The organism is Streptomyces acidiscabies (genome assembly GCF_020010905.1).
Lineage (GTDB): Bacteria > Actinomycetota > Actinomycetes > Streptomycetales > Streptomycetaceae > Streptomyces > Streptomyces acidiscabies.
In genome coordinates this window covers 104024-120457 of the sequence record NZ_JAGJBY010000001.1, presented here as the reverse complement: position 1 = coordinate 120457, position 16434 = coordinate 104024, and the positions used below count along the sequence as shown (strand labels likewise).

The 16434-nt window shown below is 71.0% G+C and carries 15 protein-coding genes; 9 read left to right on the top strand and 6 right to left on the bottom strand.

From position 1 onward, the window contains the following. Positions 1-34: 34 nt before the first annotated feature. Positions 35-772 (bottom strand): SLATT domain-containing protein, encoded by a 738-nt coding sequence (locus tag J8M50_RS00445; protein WP_263303568.1) that lies wholly within the window; start codon positions 770-772, stop codon positions 35-37. 425 nt (positions 773-1197) lie between these two features. On the opposite strand from J8M50_RS00445, the gene J8M50_RS00440 reads away from it, so the two are divergent. The 3 genes from J8M50_RS00440 (at position 1198) to J8M50_RS00430 (ending at position 2965) form a co-directional block, all read left to right on the top strand. Beyond that, on the top strand, positions 1198-1539 hold the full coding sequence (locus J8M50_RS00440; protein WP_029183439.1) for a YbaB/EbfC family nucleoid-associated protein: 342 nt from the start codon (positions 1198-1200) through the stop codon (positions 1537-1539). 159 nt (positions 1540-1698) lie between these two features. Next, a complete protein-coding gene (recR, locus tag J8M50_RS00435) occupies positions 1699-2298 on the top strand; it encodes a recombination mediator RecR (RefSeq protein ID WP_010350858.1) in 600 nt (199 codons plus the stop codon). A gap of 7 nt (positions 2299-2305) precedes the next feature. Next, positions 2306-2965, top strand: coding sequence for a DUF5063 domain-containing protein (locus tag J8M50_RS00430; RefSeq protein WP_010350859.1), 660 nt, complete (start codon positions 2306-2308; stop codon positions 2963-2965). Positions 2966-3062: 97 nt separating this feature from the next. Here the strand turns inward: J8M50_RS00430 and J8M50_RS00425 are convergent, their stop codons facing one another. Then, positions 3063-3899 (bottom strand): PhzF family phenazine biosynthesis protein, encoded by an 837-nt coding sequence (locus J8M50_RS00425; protein WP_010350860.1) that lies wholly within the window; start codon positions 3897-3899, stop codon positions 3063-3065. A gap of 172 nt (positions 3900-4071) precedes the next feature. Between J8M50_RS00425 and J8M50_RS00420 the strand changes: the two genes are divergently transcribed. Then, the gene (locus J8M50_RS00420; protein WP_029183440.1) at positions 4072-4593 is read left to right on the top strand and encodes an SgcJ/EcaC family oxidoreductase; all 522 of its coding nucleotides are present in this window, start codon (positions 4072-4074) and stop codon (positions 4591-4593) included. On the opposite strand, the gene J8M50_RS00415 is transcribed toward J8M50_RS00420, so the two are convergent. Together J8M50_RS00415 and J8M50_RS00410 are read right to left on the bottom strand one after the other, a co-directional pair. After that, the gene (locus J8M50_RS00415) at positions 4559-5941 is read right to left on the bottom strand and encodes a HAMP domain-containing sensor histidine kinase (RefSeq protein WP_010350863.1); all 1383 of its coding nucleotides are present in this window, start codon (positions 5939-5941) and stop codon (positions 4559-4561) included. The genes J8M50_RS00420 and J8M50_RS00415 overlap by 35 nt on opposite strands. Further along, a complete protein-coding gene (locus tag J8M50_RS00410; protein ID WP_010350864.1) occupies positions 5938-6630 on the bottom strand; it encodes a response regulator transcription factor in 693 nt (230 codons plus the stop codon). The genes J8M50_RS00415 and J8M50_RS00410 overlap by 4 nt, the downstream gene beginning before the upstream one ends. Positions 6631-6831: 201 nt before the next feature. On the opposite strand from J8M50_RS00410, the gene J8M50_RS00405 reads away from it, so the two are divergent. The 4 genes from J8M50_RS00405 (at position 6832) to J8M50_RS00390 (ending at position 11525) form a co-directional block, all read left to right on the top strand. Further along, positions 6832-8121, top strand: coding sequence for an aspartate kinase (locus J8M50_RS00405; RefSeq protein ID WP_010350865.1), 1290 nt, complete (start codon positions 6832-6834; stop codon positions 8119-8121). Between the two features lie 16 nt (positions 8122-8137). After that, on the top strand, positions 8138-9211 hold the full coding sequence (locus tag J8M50_RS00400; protein WP_010350866.1) for an aspartate-semialdehyde dehydrogenase: 1074 nt from the start codon (positions 8138-8140) through the stop codon (positions 9209-9211). A 449-nt stretch (positions 9212-9660) separates the two neighbouring features. Next, the gene (locus tag J8M50_RS00395; protein WP_010350867.1) at positions 9661-10335 is read left to right on the top strand and encodes a SigE family RNA polymerase sigma factor; all 675 of its coding nucleotides are present in this window, start codon (positions 9661-9663) and stop codon (positions 10333-10335) included. A gap of 140 nt (positions 10336-10475) precedes the next feature. Next, complete coding sequence (locus J8M50_RS00390; protein ID WP_010350868.1) at positions 10476-11525, top strand: hypothetical protein; 1050 nt, start codon at positions 10476-10478, stop codon at positions 11523-11525. A 73-nt stretch (positions 11526-11598) separates the two neighbouring features. Here the strand turns inward: J8M50_RS00390 and J8M50_RS00385 are convergent, their stop codons facing one another. Further along, complete coding sequence (locus tag J8M50_RS00385; RefSeq protein WP_010350869.1) at positions 11599-12420, bottom strand: SURF1 family protein; 822 nt, start codon at positions 12418-12420, stop codon at positions 11599-11601. Positions 12421-12645: 225 nt separating this feature from the next. Between J8M50_RS00385 and J8M50_RS00380 the strand changes: the two genes are divergently transcribed. Beyond that, positions 12646-14439 carry a S9 family peptidase gene (locus J8M50_RS00380; RefSeq protein WP_029183442.1) on the top strand — a complete coding sequence of 598 codons (1794 nt, stop codon included), beginning with the start codon at positions 12646-12648 and terminating at the stop codon, positions 14437-14439. Positions 14440-14491: 52 nt separating this feature from the next. On the opposite strand, the gene J8M50_RS00375 is transcribed toward J8M50_RS00380, so the two are convergent. Further along, positions 14492-16318: an NAD(P)-binding protein gene (locus J8M50_RS00375; RefSeq protein WP_040835436.1), complete on the bottom strand. Its 1827-nt coding sequence runs from the start codon at positions 16316-16318 to the stop codon at positions 14492-14494. Positions 16319-16434 lie beyond the last annotated feature (116 nt).

Sequence of the window (16434 nt, the reverse complement as noted above, 5' to 3'; positions counted from 1 at the left end):
TAGTACCCGAGAGCCACGCCCCCGCCCCCTCACCTCACCGCGGCTCCGGCGGCCTCTGCCTCGGCATGTTCGGCCGGGTCCCGTTCACCGGCGGCGGCGAGAACCGCCCCAGGTGCGGACCGGGCACGTCCTGGCGGGGCACGGAGGGCGCGGTCGTCTGGAGCGCCAGCGACGTGGACGCCGTACGGAACTCGATCATCCAGTCCGCCGTCTCCGTACGGATCAGGTCCGTGACGTCCTCCGAGAACCGGCGCAGCACGCCCAGGCACCGTTCGGCCGCCTCGCCGGCGGTCCCCTCGGCCGGGCCGAGCACCTCGCGGACGCTCTCCGAGGCCCAGTCGAACTGGAGCACCTGGAGCCGCCGCTGGACGGCCTGCGCGGTGGCGACGTCCCGCATCCACCCCGAGGTCAGCCCGAAGGACCGGTCCGCGGCGACGCAGGAGACGGCGATCAGCAGGGCGAGGTACCCCCAGGTGGACGCGCCGGGCAGCAGGCCGGTCAGGTCGAGCAGCGGCAGCGCGGCACCGACCACCGCGGACCCCGCCGCCGTACCCCGCAGGGCGCGCGCGCCGCGCCGCTTCCACCCGCGGTCGGCGAGGTACCAGGCGGCCGTCTCCAGCGCCCCCCGCTCCACCCACCGGTACAGCTCGTCGAGCCGCACGGCGGGCTCACCCCAGTCGCCGTGCGGGAACGTCCGCCCGGTCAGATCGCCCGGCCGCAGCCCGGCCGCGCCCTCGTCCCGTCCGTCCTGAGGCGGACCCTCGGGCTGCATCTCCGGCTGCTGACCCACCCGGCACTCCCTCCTGAACCCCGTTCCCACTGCCTGACCGACACACCCGGCACGTACGGGGCCCGCTGCCACGAGGCCGAGCCCCAGGACCCGTCCCTCGGACACCGGCCGAAGCCGGCGCCCGCGAGGTGGCCCCCGGCGCGGCCGTGTCGCCGTATACCGCCGGACGGCACCCGTGTGCGCCGTGAACGCCCGTTGTCCGTGCGTCTGACCCTTCCTACCTCCCAATGGGTGGCGAAGAGGAAGGTTTCGCCGGTTTTACGCCCGGAAGTGGGCCTTGATCAGGTATAGGCCGTGGAGGAGACTCACTCGAAAGAGTGCCGGGGCAGCGTCCGCACAGACCACGTAGGCTCGTGCCGAGCGGGAAACCCCCCGCCCCGAGACGTCGCACGACACAGGAGCCGATGGTGTTTCCCGGTGGTGGCCAGCCCAACATGCAGCAGTTGCTCCAGCAGGCCCAGAAGATGCAGCAGGATCTCCAGGCCGCCCAGGAGGAACTGGCGAACACGGAGGTCGACGGCCAGGCCGGCGGCGGCCTCGTGAAGGCCACGGTCACCGGTTCCGGCGAGCTGCGCGCCCTGCACATCGACCCGAAGGCCGTGGACCCGGAGGACACGGAGACCCTCGCGGACCTGATCGTCGCGGCCGTCCAGGCGGCCAACGAGAACGCGCAGACCCTCCAGCAGCAGAAGCTCGGCCCGCTGGCCCAGGGCCTGGGCGGCGGCGGAATCCCGGGCCTCCCCTTCTGACCCGACCCGCCCACCCCCTGTCTCCACCCCCTACCCAGGTACTACCCGGGGACTACTTTCCCGGGCTCGGCCGGTCTGTTCACGCCGGTCGCCTTTCTGGGAGGGGTACCCGGCAACTACCGTACGCACTGAAGGAACCCCAGGAAGGACGGCAGTCCGTTGTACGAAGGCGTGGTCCAGGACCTCATCGACGAGCTGGGTCGGCTGCCCGGCGTCGGTCCCAAGAGCGCGCAGCGGATCGCCTTCCACATCCTCCAGGCGGAACCGACGGACGTACGCCGCCTCGCGCACGCCCTGCTGGAGGTCAAGGCGAAGGTCCGCTTCTGCGCGACCTGCGGAAACGTCGCGCAGGAAGAGCTGTGCGGCATCTGCCGCGACCCCCGCCGCGACCCCTCGGTGATCTGCGTCGTCGAGGAGCCGAAGGACGTCGTCGCGGTCGAGCGCACCCGGGAGTTCCGCGGCAGGTACCACGTCCTGGGCGGCGCGATCAGCCCCATCGAGGGCGTAGGACCCGACGACCTGAGGATCAGGGAACTCCTCGCGCGCCTCGCGGACGGCACGGTCACCGAGCTCATCCTCGCGACCGACCCCAACCTTGAGGGTGAGGCGACAGCGACGTACCTCGCCCGCATGATCAAGCCCATGGGCCTGAAGGTCACCCGCCTGGCCAGCGGCCTCCCGGTGGGTGGCGACCTGGAATACGCGGACGAGGTGACCCTCGGCCGCGCCTTCGAGGGGAGACGACTCCTAGATGTCTGACGTCACGATGCCCGACGCAACGCTGCACGCGACCGGCCGGGATCCGGACGACTTCGCGGTCCAGATCGCCGACCAGGTGGAGAGCTTCCTGGTCGCGGTCACCGAGGTCGCCAAGGGCGACGAACCCGGTTCCGCGGTCCCGTTCCTGCTCCTGGAGGTCAGCCAACTCCTGCTGGCCGGCGGCAGGTTGGGCGCCCACGAGGACATCGTCCCGGACGAGCGGTACGAGCCCGACACGGGCCCGGACCCCGACGCGGACGAACTCCGTGAGAACCTCGCCCGCCTGCTTGAGCCGGTCGACGTCTACTCCGAGGTCTTCGACCCGTACGAGCCCCGCAAGGCCCCGGTCCCGGCCCGCATCTCCGACGACCTCGCCGACGTCATCACCGACCTGCGCCACGGCATGGCCCACTACCGCGCGGGCCGTACGACCGAGGCGCTGTGGTGGTGGCAGTTCTCGTACTTCTCCAACTGGGGTACGACGGCCTCGGCGACCCTGCGCGCCCTGCACTCCGTCCTCGCGCACATCCGCCTCGACCAGCCCCTCGCCGAACTGGACGGCCTCGACACCGACCAGGCCGTGGGCGACGAGACCCTGGAGATCGAGGCGGGCCGCGTGATGACCGAGGAGATCGCGCAGCCGCTGGGGCTGAAGGCCCAGAAGTAGGGGGTACCGGGGGTACTCCAGAGGGACAGCGAGGGGTGGACGCGACCGGACGCGACCGGACGCGCCCACCCCTCGAACACGCCACCCCTCGACGCGCTCAGACGGAGACCGCCGTCCCCGTCACCCCGATCCCGCTGTCCAGCTCCCGGGGAACCGTCACCGTGAGCCTGCTGGGCCGCCCCATGTCCACCCCCTGATGGATCGTCAACGTCGCGGGCGTGCCGACGAGTTCGAGCTCCCGGAGATACCCCCCGAAGGCAGCCGCCGCCGCACCGGTCGCCGGATCCTCGACAACTCCCCCCGGCGGAAAGGGATTCCGCGCGTGGAACACGGTCTCCGACTCCCGCCAGACCAGCGCGACGGTGGTCCACGAGCGGCGCTCCATGAGGTCGCCGAGCGCGCCCATGTCGTAGTCCAGATCGGCGAGTCGACCCCGTTCGGCAACCGCGATGACGGGGTGCCAGGCACCGCCGTACGCCACGCGCGGCGGTAGCGCGGGGTCGAGGTCGCCGGCCTTCCAGCGCAGCGCCGAGAGCACCTCGGAGAGGTCGTCCGGCGCCAGCGCGACGGTGCGCGGCTCCACGCTCACCAGCGTCGCCACGGTCGAACCCCCCTCGTCCACCGAGGTGTTGACGGAAACCGGCCCCGCCTTGGTCCGCAGCCGCAGCGGCCCCGTCCCGTGCCGGTCCGCGTGCGCGACGGCCAGCGCGATCGTCGCGTGACCGCAGAACGGCACCTCGGCGAGCGGGCTGAAGTACCGCACGTCCAGGGCCCCGTCGTCCGACGGAACCGCGAACGCCGTCTCGGAGTAACCGACTTCGGCGGCGACGGCCAGCATCGCCGCGTCGTCCATCCCGGTCGCGTCGAGGACCACTCCGGCGGGGTTGCCCCCGGTGGGACCGGTACCGAACGCCACGTAGCGCAGAACATCCATGCGGTGACCGTACAGCTCCCCGACGTGCGGGAAAACGAGTTTTGGAGAGGTCCTGGATCTCTCCTGTACGACGGCTGCACGGGCGCTAACCGGTGAAACGGGAGTCTGGAGTCACTTCCTCCACAGGAGAACCGGAAGGAAGCGAACTAGCCCCAGACGTACTGGAGTTGTGATGAACCGTCGCCGTCCTCGCCCCCTCAGCAAGAGAGCCCTCGTGATCGGTACGGCCTCGCTCGTCGTCGCCGGGACCGTCGGCGCCGGTGTCAGCTTCGCCGGCCCCGAGCACAAGCCCCAGTCCAAGAGGGCGACGAAGACCCAGATAGCCGGCCTGTTCAACACCTGGAACGCCACGCTGAAGACCGGGAATGCGGAGAAGGTCGCCGACCTCTACGCGGACAACGCGGTCCTGCTGCCGACCGTGTCGAACAAGATCCGCACCGACCACGCCGGCATCGTCGACTACTTCGAGCACTTCCTCGCCAACAAGCCCGTCGGCAAGAAGCTCACGACGATCGTGACCGTGCTCGACAACAACTCCGCGATCGACACCGGGATTTACCAGTTCACGCTCACCGACCCGAAGACGGGCGTGAAGAGCGTCGTCAAGGCCCGCTACTCCTACGAGTACGAGAAGCAGCGGGACGGCGACTGGAAGATCGTCAACCACCACTCCTCGAAGATGCCCGAAGGCTGATCGAGACGCAGAGGCCACCACCGGGAGCGTCGTTCAGGGCCACCGTGCCGCCGTCGTCCGTCACCAGCTGCTTGACGACGGCGAGGCCGAGCCCCGAACCGCCCCGGCCGGTGAGCCCCTGGCCCCGCCAGAAGCGGTCGAACGCCCTCGACTTCTCCTGGTCCGACATGCCCGGTCCCTCGTCCAGGACCGACAGGACCACCGTCCGCTGGCCCGAATCCCAGCGGGCGGTGCCCCACTTGACGGTGATGGTGCCACCGTCCGGCGAGACCTCCAGGGCGTTGGAGAGCACGTTGTCCAGCACCTGGTCCAGGTGACCGGGAGCGGCCAACACGAGCGGCCGGTCGTCGACACTTCCCCCCACGAGAGCGATGGTGACTCCTCGCTCGTCGGCGGCCGGCCTCCACACCGCGAGCCGTTCGTTCACGGTCTCGGCAAGTGGCAGCGGTTCCGCGGCAGTTACCTTCGCCTCGGCCCGCGCGAGCACCAGCAGACCGCTGACCAGGCGGCTCATGCGGACGACTTCCGCGGTCGCCTGCTCGACGTCCTCGCGGACGAATTCGTCGTCGACGCCGTCGGCGATGTTGTCGAGCGACAGCCTCAACGCCGTGAGTGGCGTGCGGAGTTGGTGCGAGGCGTCCGCGACGAAGATGCGCTGCGAGGCGATCAGCGTGTCGAGCCGCTCGCCCGCCTGGTTCAGGGTGCGGGCGAGCGTCCGGGTCTCCTGAGGGCCCGTCTCAGGGGTACGGGCCGTCAGGTCGCCGTCGCTGAACTTGGTCGCCATGTCGTTGAGTTGGCGGAGCGGCCGGGTGAGCCGGCGGGCCACCACGGCGCCGATCACGGCAGCCACACCGAGGACGGCGGCGGCGAGTCCGGCCCGGAAACCCCAGATGTTCCACAGCCGGTTGGTCATGCCGTGCGTCGAGTAGACGATCCGTACGGCGCCGACGGTCTCGTCGCCCGACTTCGCGGGGACGGTGATCGTCAGTTCGTCGCCCCAGATGAAGTCGGACCCCCAGTCGGTGGTGTCCTTGCCCTGGCCCAGCGCACGCTCCAGGGCCTGGCCGGCCTGCGGGCGGGGCAGCGGGGCCGCGCAGTCGGCGGTCGCCGTGACCTGGATGTCGTCCTTCGTCGCCTTGGCGTACGCGCGCGCGAGCTGGGTCAGCGCCTGGCAGGACGCCGGGTCCCCGTTGCTGAGCAGCACCGCCATCGTCGTCGCCTCCCGCTTCACGGACACCTCGGTGTCGTCCCGGAGCTGGTTGGTGAGGGTGAAGGCGACGGGGAAGGTGAACAGGCCGATCGCACCGGCGACGAGGAGCGCGTAGCTGAGGATGAGCTGGCGGATCATACGGAGGTATCCCCCGGGGTAGTACCGACGATCTCCAGCCGGAATCCCACCCCGCGTACCGCCTCAATGGTGATGGCTCCCGCCAACTTCCTTCGCAGCGCCGCCACATGGACGTCCAGCGTCTTCGTCGGCCCGAACCAGTTCGCGTCCCAGACGGCTTCCATGATCTGCTCCCGGGTCATCAGCGCCCCCGGCTCCTCGGTGAGGAAGGCGAGCAGGTCGTACTCCTTGGGAGCCAGCGACACCTCCTCCCCGTTGAGCCGGACCCGCGCGGCCTTGCGGTCGACGGTGAGGCCGGGGCCGTACCGGTCGGGCCCCGCCTCGGCGGGCGTACGCGGCTGGACCCGCCGCATGACGGCCCTTATCCGCGCGATGACCTCCCGCACCCCGAACGGCTTGGAGACGTAGTCGTCGGCGCCGAGTTCGAGCCCGACGACCCGGTCCGTCTCGTCGCTGCGGGCGCTGATGACGATGATCGGCACGTCGCTGCGGGCGCGCAGCGCCTTGCAGACGTCGAGTCCGTCGGTGTCGGGCAGCCCGAGGTCGAGGAGGACGACGTCGTGGGGGTCGGCGTGAGCAAGGGCGGCGGCCCCGGTCATCACCCAGTCCACCTCGAAGCCGTACCGCTTCAGCCCGCGCCGCAGGGATTCCGCCACGGGCTCGTCGTCTTCCACCAGAAGTACGCGCACAGCGGCACCCTAGTGCTTGAAACTTAATTCACAGCAATCACGCGCGTAACCCGTACGACCTGGGTACTAGCTCTCACGTACTAGACCGGAAAGAGCGTCGGGAACGGGTGTCGGACATCTCACCATGCGATACCCCGGAGGGGGAATTCGGACGCTCGTTAGACTGACCGGTGCAATCGACTAACTGAGCGAGGAGCGCACGTGGGCCTTGTCGTGCAGAAGTACGGAGGCTCATCCGTAGCCGATGCCGAGGGCATCAAGCGCGTCGCCAAGCGGGTAGTGGAAGCGAAGAAGAACGGCCATCAAGTGGTCGTCGTCGTTTCCGCGATGGGCGACACGACGGACGAGCTGATCGATCTCGCCGAGCAGGTGTCTCCGATGCCCGCCGGGCGTGAGTTCGACATGCTGCTGACCGCCGGAGAGCGGATCTCCATGGCCCTGCTGGCGATGGCGATCAAGAACCTGGGCCACGAGGCCCAGTCCTTCACCGGCAGCCAGGCAGGCGTCATCACCGACTCCGTCCACAACAAAGCCCGGATCATCGACGTCACGCCCGGCCGGATCAGCGAGTCCCTCGACCGGGGCAACATCGCGATCGTCGCCGGATTCCAGGGCGTCAGCCAGGACAAGAAGGACATCACCACGCTCGGCCGGGGTGGCTCCGACACCACGGCCGTCGCCCTCGCCGCCGCGCTCAAGGCCGAGGTCTGCGAGATCTACACCGACGTCGACGGCGTGTTCACCGCCGACCCGCGGGTGGTGAAGAAGGCTCAGAAGATCGACTGGATCCACTTCCAGGACATGCTGGAGCTGGCGTCCTCTGGCTCCAAGGTATTGCTCCATCGGTGTGTGGAGTACGCCCGCAGGTATGACATCCCGATCCACGTCCGCTCCAGCTTCAGCGGCTTGCAGGGGACCTGGGTCAGCAGCGAGCGGCCCGTTTCGAAGACACAGCAAGGGGACCAGCAGGTGGAGCAGGCCATCATCTCCGGTGTCGCGCACGACACCTCCGAGGCCAAGATCACGGTCGTCGGTGTGCCGGACAAGCCGGGCGAGGCCGCGGCGATCTTCCGGACGATCTCGAATGCCGAGATCAACATCGACATGATCGTGCAGAACGTCTCCGCCGCCTCGACCGGCCTGACGGACATCTCCTTCACGCTCCCCAAGTCCGAGGGCCGCAAGGCGATCGACGCGCTGGAGAAGAACCGCTCCGGAATCGGCTTCGAATCCCTGCGCTACGACGACCAGATCGGCAAGATCTCCCTGGTCGGCGCCGGGATGAAGACGAATCCGGGGGTCACGGCGGACTTCTTCACCGCGCTGTCCGACGCGGGCGTGAACATCGAGCTGATCTCGACATCCGAGATCCGTATCTCGGTCGTCACCCGCGCGGATGACGTGAACGAGGCCGTCCGCGCCGTCCACTCGGCGTTCGGACTCGACTCCGACAGCGACGAGGCCGTCGTCTACGGCGGCACCGGACGATGAGCGGGGGCTTCGCCCGATGACCGTACGACCGACGCTCGCGGTCGTGGGAGCGACCGGGGCCGTCGGCTCGGTCATGCTCACGATCCTCTCCCAGCGCGCCGACGTCTGGGGTGAGATCCGCCTCGTCGCCTCCCCGCGCTCGGCCGGCCGCAAGCTGACCGTGCGCGGCGAGGAGGTCGAGGTCGTCGCTCTTTCGGAGGAGGCGTTCGACGGGGTCGACGTCGCGATGTTCGACGTCCCCGACGAGGTCGCCGCGCGCTGGGCGCCGGTCGCGGTCGCGAAGGGCGCGGTCGTCGTCGACAACTCCGGCGCCTTCCGGATGGAGCCCGACGTACCCCTCGTAGTACCCGAGGTGAACCCGCACGCCGTCCGGGTCCGCCCGCGCGGCATCGTCTCCAACCCGAACTGCACGACCCTGTCGATGATCGTCGCCCTCGGCGCGCTGCACGCCGAGTTCGGGCTGCGGGAGCTGGTGGTCTCGTCGTACCAGGCGGTCAGCGGGGCGGGCCGGGAGGGCGTCGAGACGCTGCGCCGGCAACTGGCGCAGGTCGTGGGTAGCTCCGGGGTAGGGGGAGACCTGGGTACTACCCCTGGAGATGTACGCCGGGTGGTGGGGGACGACACCGGGCCGTTCGCGGCGCCGATCGCGCTGAACGTCGTCCCGTGGGCCGGGTCGCTCACCGAGGACGGCTGGTCCTCCGAGGAGCGCAAGGTACGGGACGAGTCCCGCAAGATCCTCGGGCTGCCGAAGCTGCCGGTCGCCGTCACCTGCGTACGCGTCCCCGTCGTCACCACCCACTCGCTGACCGTGCACGCCCGCTTCCAGGACGAGGTCACGGTCGCCGGTGCGCGCGAGATCCTCGCGACCGCGCCGGGCGTCGTGCTGTTCGACGACCCCGCCGCGGGCGAGTTCCCCACCCCGGCGGACGTGGTCGGCACGGATCCCACCTGGGTGGGACGGGTACGACGCGCCCTCGACGACCCGACCGCGCTCGAACTCTTCGTCTGCGGCGACAACCTCCGCAAGGGCGCGGCCCTCAACACCGCGCAGATCGCGGAGCTGATCGCGGCGGAGTGGGCGCCGAAGTGAAAAGCCGCTGGCCAGAGCCGGACGGCTTTGTAGGATCCACGTCAGAACTGTGAGCCGGAAGACGGTCGCGCCGCCTTGTCCCCGGGCCGGTCGGCGTCCGAAGATTTTTCTCCCCGCGCACCGCAACCGAGCGGCGCACGGGGAGCGTCTTTGCGGTCACCCTCTCCGGGTGCGCAGGCGTGTGACCACGGGCTGTAGCTGTCGGAAGCCTGTGGACGGGCGTGGGGACGCCCGTTTCGTATGGGGACACTTCCTATGGGACATAGGGAACATAGGGGAAGAGCGGGACGTATGAGGGTAGACCAGGGGGCGCGGGCCGGCAGACGGCCGGCCGCGCGACCCGGCGGGACCGGCGCGAGCGCCGGTGGAGAAACGATTCAGGCGATGCCGTGCGGAAAAGAGACGGCCGACACGTACAACCTCGCCCGGGGTACGGGTGTCCAACTGGCGTGGCAGAGGTACTCGACTTCACAGCGGCGACCCGCGGCGCGACACTGCGCCCGCCCCGCCGGACCGCCCGCCCCCGCGTCGCCGGGGCGCCCGGCGGCCTGCCGGTGATCGCGCCCGTGCCAGCGACGCGGCCCACCCGCATCCCCGGCCCGCGTGCCGACGCCGACGACACCGTGGCCGCCGGTACGACAGTCGACCACCTCACCGAGACCTACCAGGCGCACTACCGCTCCCTCCTGGGCCTCGCCGCCCTCCTCCTCGACGACACCGCCTCCTGCGAGGACGTCGTCCAGGAGGCGTTCATCCGCGTCCACTCGGCGCGCAAACGCGTCCGCGACCCCGAGAAGACGCTGGCCTACCTGCGCCAGACCGTCGTCAACCTCTCCCGCTCCGCCCTGCGCCGCCGCATCCTCGGCCTGAAGCTCCTCTCCAAGCCGATGCCGGACATGGCCAGCGCGGAGGAGGGCGCCTACGACCAGCTGGAGCGCGACTCCCTGATCAAGGCGATGAAGGGCCTCCAGCGCCGCCAGCGCGAGGTCCTGGTCCTGCGCTACTTCGCCGACATGACCGAGGCCCAGGTCGCCGAGACCCTCGGCATCTCCCTCGGCTCCGTCAAGGCGTACGGCTCGCGCGGCATCGCGGCGCTGCGGACGGCGATGGAGGCGTCGGCGTGAGCGGGGAACCGGACCGGGACGGTACCCCTCTGGAGGGACGGGGGGACTACCTGGGGGGTAGCCACCCCCCGTACGACACGGGCGGACCGCCGCCGTCGTACGGGACCGAACCGAACCAACCAGACGCTGGGAACAGGACTGTGAACCACCACCTCGACGACCAGGGCCCGGACGGGCTCGACTCGGACGAGCTGGAGCTGCGCCGCATGCTGCACCGGGCGGTGGACGAGATGGCGCCGCGCGACGGCTCGCTCGACCACCTGCGCCGGGCGGTCCCCGCGCGCAAGGCCCGCAAGCGGCAGGCGATCGTGGGGGTGGCCGCCGCGGCCCTGTTCGCGGGGGTCGCCGTTCCCGCGCTGATGACCGTCTCCGGCGTCGGCGAGACCGCGAACCCCGCCGTCGCGGGGCAGGCGTCCCAGACCGGTGGCTCCACGGGTGGGGGCAAGAACCCCGACGGGGGGTCCGCCGGGAAGGTCGGCGAGTCCACCGGAGGTACTACGGGTACGGGGTCAGGGGAGTCCAAGGGGACGGGCGCCGGCAAGCCGACCCCGGGGGCGGACGCCTCCAGCGGTACGGGGCCCTCCGCGTCGGCCGGTCCGGCCGCGCCTTCCTGTACCGCCGACCAGCTGGGGTCGGCGACCGCGACGGTGGACGGGCCGGACTCGACGGGCGTGGTGTACGGCACGTTCCGCGTCGTCAACGTGTCCACCACGAGCTGTACGGTCGCCGGGGCCGTCGCGCTGTCCCCTGCGGTGCAGGGGGCTGCCGATGCCACGAAGGTCGGTGTCACCGAGCATGCGGCCGGGGATGTGGCCGCCGCTCTGCCGGACCCCTCCCTGTACGTCACGAAGCTGGCGCTGGCGCCGGGGTCCGCGTACGACGTGAAGTTCGCGTGGGTGCCGTCGGGCTCGTGCCCCTCGGACGGGGGGACCACCGGCGGGAGTACTACGGGTGGGGACACGGGGTCCTCCCCGTCGCCCTCGCCGTCGCCCTCCGAGCAGACGACCAGTACCAGTAGCGGTACTACGGGTACGAGTCCGCAGTTGGTGCGGGAGGACGCGGTCACGACTGCCGAGGGCAGTGTGTCGGTGACCTATACGGCCGATGCGGGGTCACCGTCGGTGACGGCTACTGTGCCGGACGCGTGTGCGGGGACGATCTACCGGACGGGTGTGCTGGCGTCGTCGTGAGGGTGGGGTGGGGGGAGTCTGAGCGGGGTCGGCCTGCGGGGGGCCGGTGTGAGGGGGAGCTGGCTCTGAGGTATTAGCGGGTTAGTACTGAGGGGCTAGCTTCAGAACCCTCGGCATCCTTGCCGCCGTCGCCGTCCTCGGTGATCAGCCCCAGCTCCGCGTCCCGCGCGGCCTCCACCTCGCGCCGCAGCAGCCGGAACCACATGAACACCACGAACCCGGCGAAGACGAACCACTCGCCGGTGTAGCCGAGGTTCTGGAACGCCTTGAGGTCGAGCCCGGTGTTGGCGGGCGCCTCGGCGGGCACGGTCGTCATCCCGGGGTCGGCGCTGTCGAGCGTCACCCACGCGTCGTACAGGTCGTACGGCACGAGGTTGACCAGCGAGGCGGTGCTGATCGCGCCGATCTGACCGGCCGGCAGGCCTCCGCGCGCACTGACCCCGTTGTCCCCGGGTGTCTCGGACGCCTGGAGCGCGCCGGTCACGCTGACCTCGCCGCCCGGCGCGGCCGGAGCCTTCGCGGCGTCCGCCCTGCCGGGGAGCCAGCCGCGGACGACGGGCAGGGCCTTACCGGAGTCGGTCCGCAGCAGCGTGAGGACGTAGTACCCGGTCCGCTGCTCGATCTCCCGTCCGGGTACGAGGAGTTGCTCCCCGTAGTGCCCGGTGACGGTGACCCGCTTGCCCACGGTCGCCTTGTCCACCGGCAGCATCTCGCCGAGGGGCCGCGCGGGCTGCGACTTGCCCGTCTCGGCGGCTCTGTCGAGCGCGCGGTGGTCGTCCATCCGCGACTCGAACCGGCTCAGCTGCCAGGACCCCATGAACACGCAGAAGGGGATGGCCAGCAGCACGAAGACGTTGATTCCCCACCAGCGAGGCGTCAGCAGAAACCGGTACACGCGTTCAACCGTACGCGCCGGGGTGGGCGGCGGGGGCGGCGGGGTGGGCGCGGGGCCGGTCGGCGGGTTGGTGAGGTGGGGCGAGGTACTACCCCGCTAATACCTCCGACGGACCTCCGGGTATCACCTCCGCTTCTTCACCGGCCCGGCACTTTCTGACGGATGCCGCGCTTCTCCTCGTGCAGCGATGTCCACGCGACCCTCCTCATCAGGTTTGATGGAGGTATGAGTGACGCTGAGGCCATGCCCGAGTGGGAGAAGCGGTTCAGGGCGCCGCGGGTCTCCCTGCCCGACTGGGCGGAGGACGCCCCCGACCGCTCGCTGTTCACGTCGAACGCGACCGGGACGTACGAGCTGTACGCCTGGGACCGCGTGAGCGGCGAGCAGCGGCAGGTGACCGACCGGGCCAACGGGACGACGGACGGCAGGCTGTCCCCGGACGGCGCCTGGATCTGGTGGTTCGACGACAAGGACGGCGACGAGTTCGGCGTCTGGCGGCGGCAGCCGTTCGCCGGCGGCCCCGACGAGCCCGCCACCCCCGGCCTCGACCCCTCCTACCCGGCCGGACTGGCTCTCGGGAGGGACGGCCGTACCTCCGTGGTGGGACGCTCCACCGACGAGGACGGCACCACGATCCACGTAGTACTCCAGGGGGAGGCGCCCCGTGAGATCTACCGCCACCGAGAGTCCGCGGGCGTCGGCGACCTGTCGTACGACGGGACGCTGATCGCCGTCGAGCACACCGAGCACGGCGACGCCATGCACTCGGCGCTGCGGGTGCTCGCCCTCGACGGCACGACGGTCGCCGAACTCGACGACACCCGGGGCGGCGCGGAGGAACTCGGCCTGGAGGTCCTCGGGTTCGCGCCCGTCGCGGGGGACACCCGCCTGCTCATCGGCCATCAGCGGCGCGGTCGCTGGGAGCCGCTGGTGTGGGACGTGGTCTCCGGCGGGCAGACCGAGCTGTCCCTCGACCTGCCGGGCGACGTCAACGCGGAGTGGTTCCCCGACGGGGGTTCGCTGCTGATCGCCCACAGCCACGAGGCCCGCAGCGAACTCTTCCGCTACGACTTCGCGTCGGGTGGGCTGGAGCGGATCCCCACCCCCGCCGGTACCGTCTCCGGCGCCTCGGCGCGGCCCGACGGGAGCGCCGAGTACCTGTGGTCCTCCGCCGCCCAGCCGCCGGCCGTGCGCTCTACCTCCGGAGGGGTAGTACTGGACCCCCCGGGTATGAGGTCGCCGGGTTCGGTCCCGGTCGAGGACGTGTGGGTGGAGGGCCCCGGGGGCCGGATCCACGCGCTCGTCCAGAAGCCGGCCGGTGCGCGGGGTCCGCTCCCCACGGTCTTCGACATCCACGGCGGTCCCACCTGGCACGACAGCGACGCCTTCGCCGCCGCGCCCGCCGCCTGGGTCGACCACGGGTACGCGGTCGTCCGCGTCAACTACCGGGGCTCCACCGGGTACGGCCGCGCCTGGACCGACGCGCTCAAGCACCGCGTCGGCCTGATCGAGCTGGAGGACATCGCCGCGGTCCGCGAGTGGGCCGTCTCCTCCGGGCTCGCGGACCCCTCGCGCCTTGTGCTGACGGGTGGCTCCTGGGGCGGCTACCTCACGCTCCTCGGCCTCGGCACCCAGCCCGACGCGTGGGCGCTGGGCATCGCCGCGGTACCCGTCGCGGACTACGTCACGGCCTACCACGACGAGATGGAGGCCCTGAAGGCGATGGACCGCACCCTCCTCGGGGGTACCCCGGAGGAGGTACCCGAGAGGTACGAGGCGTCCTCGCCGCTGACGTACGTCGACCAGGTGAAGGCGCCGGTCTACATCTCCGCCGGCGTCAACGACCCGCGCTGCCCGATCCGCCAGGTCGACAACTACGTCCGGCGGCTGGAGGCGAGGGAGGCTGTTCACGAGGTGTACCGGTACGACGCCGGGCACGGCTCGCTGGTCGTGGACGAGCGGATCAAGCAGGTGCGGCTGGAGCTGGAGTTCGCAGAGCGGCATCTGGGGAGGGCGTAGCTCTCAAGGGGTAGTACTCAAGAGCTGCTTCTTGAGTACTACCCCTGCGGCACTACCCTTCAGCTCGCTCGTGCCTGCGCAGCAGGTCCGCCATCCCCTGCCGGGTCGCCGCCAGGATGACCCGGTCCGTCGGCCGCAGCACCCGGTCCGCCGGCAGGTCCCAGGCCAGCCCCGTACCGGTGTCGAGGGCCAGCACCCGCCAATGTCCGGAGCGGAACGCCTCGCCCATCGTGCGGCCCTCCAACTGCGGGTGCCCGCCCGCCTCCAGCGCCGAGAACAGCAGCACCCGGCGCTCCACGGAGATCGCGCCCAGGATCTGGCGGCCCATCATCGCCCCGGCGAAGGAGGGGGCCGCCAGATGGGAGACGCTGCGGCTGCGGGTGCGCGCGTAGGGGTGCGCGGCGCGCAGGGTGCGGTAGACGGCGGTCGCGAAGTCGTCGTCGTACAGCCGTAGTACCGCGTTCAGGTCCTGGCGCAGGGAGCGGGCGTAGAGGACGGCCTCCAGGTTGGTCGTGTCGGAACTGGTGACCGCCAGCAGGGCGTTCGCCCGATGGATCTTCGCCGCCTCCAGGACCCCCTCCTGGGTGACGTCCCCGAGGACTACGGGTACCCGCAGCCGCCGGGCCACCGCGAGCCCCCGCGCCTCGGGCCCGGACTCCACGCACACCACCGGGATGTCCAGCTCGCGCAGCCGGATCAGCACCCGGGTGCCGATCTTGCCGAGGCCCAGCAGGACGACGTGCCCGCTCATCCCGCGCGGCGGCTTGCGCAGGGAGCCCGCGCTGCGGAACGTGCCCAACGCTTCGAGCACGGCGGCCAGGAGCACCGGCAGCAGCAGCAACCCCATGAGCCCGGACAGGAGTTGGAGGATCTGCCGGGCCAACGGGTCGCCCACGGCAGGGTCGTTGATGGCGAAGAGGTCCAGCAGGGTCAGGTACAGGGCGCCCAGCGGATGGATGCCCGTCGTCAGCCACAGCGCGACCGCCAGCGCGAGGACGCAGGTGACGACACCCGCCAGCGACCAGCGCAGCCGCCGGGAGAAGAGCGAGGCCATCGGCGCGATGAGCCCGGCGCCGCGCCCCGTCGAAAGGTTGCCCTCGGAGGCGTACGACACCTGCTCCAGGACCACGGTCCCGCGCCCCGGCGAGGCGGCGGTCGCCGTCCTCACCTCCTCGGCGTCCGGCAGGAGTTGGGGTCCCTGCTCGATGTTCCCGTCGGTCTCCGAGGAGAGCAGCGCGAGCGTGGCGAGGCCGGGTGCGGCGCCCTCGCCGTGGTGTTCGACCGCCCGCAGGAGCAGGCCGTCGGTCTGAACGACCTTGGTGGTACCGGCGATCGCGGTCGCGGCGAGGGCCGGTGCCGCGGTGTCCGCGTCGGACAGGACCGTCGTCGTACCGGCGGTGGCGTCCTCCTCGCCGGACGCCAACAGGGCGGCCTGGTCGAGGAGTTCCTCGATGTGCTGGCCCAGCCTCCGGTTGTACAGGCGTAGTACGAGGCGCACGCGCGGGTTGAGGCGCCGGGCGGTGAGGGCGGCACGGATGTTGGTCTCGTCATCGTCGTAGACCAGCGCGAGGGCCGCCGCGCGGGCCACGCCCGCCTCGGAGAGGACCGCCTCGGTGGGCTCGGCCGCCTCCAGCGTCCGCTCGTTCCCGGCGGGAGCCGGCTCCGGCGCGCCCGAACCGCCGGTGCCCGACGCCCTGTTCACGGCCGCGCTCACCACGCGGTCGAGCAGCGCAGCCGAGACCGCGCGGGCCCGGCCCACCACGGGAGGGCGTACCGTGCGCTGGGCGGGCGGGACGACGAGAGTCACCTGCTCGCTGTAGACGCCCCGGAGTTCGGCGGCCAGACGGTGCGCGAGACCGTCGTCGCCGCACACCACCATGTGCGCCTCGACATCGATCGGTCTGGCCTGATTCGGAACGGTCCCCACGACGGAGAAGACTGCCTCATCGAGACAGGTGGTTCCACCAACGATCCGTTCGGGACCGCCTGAACGGA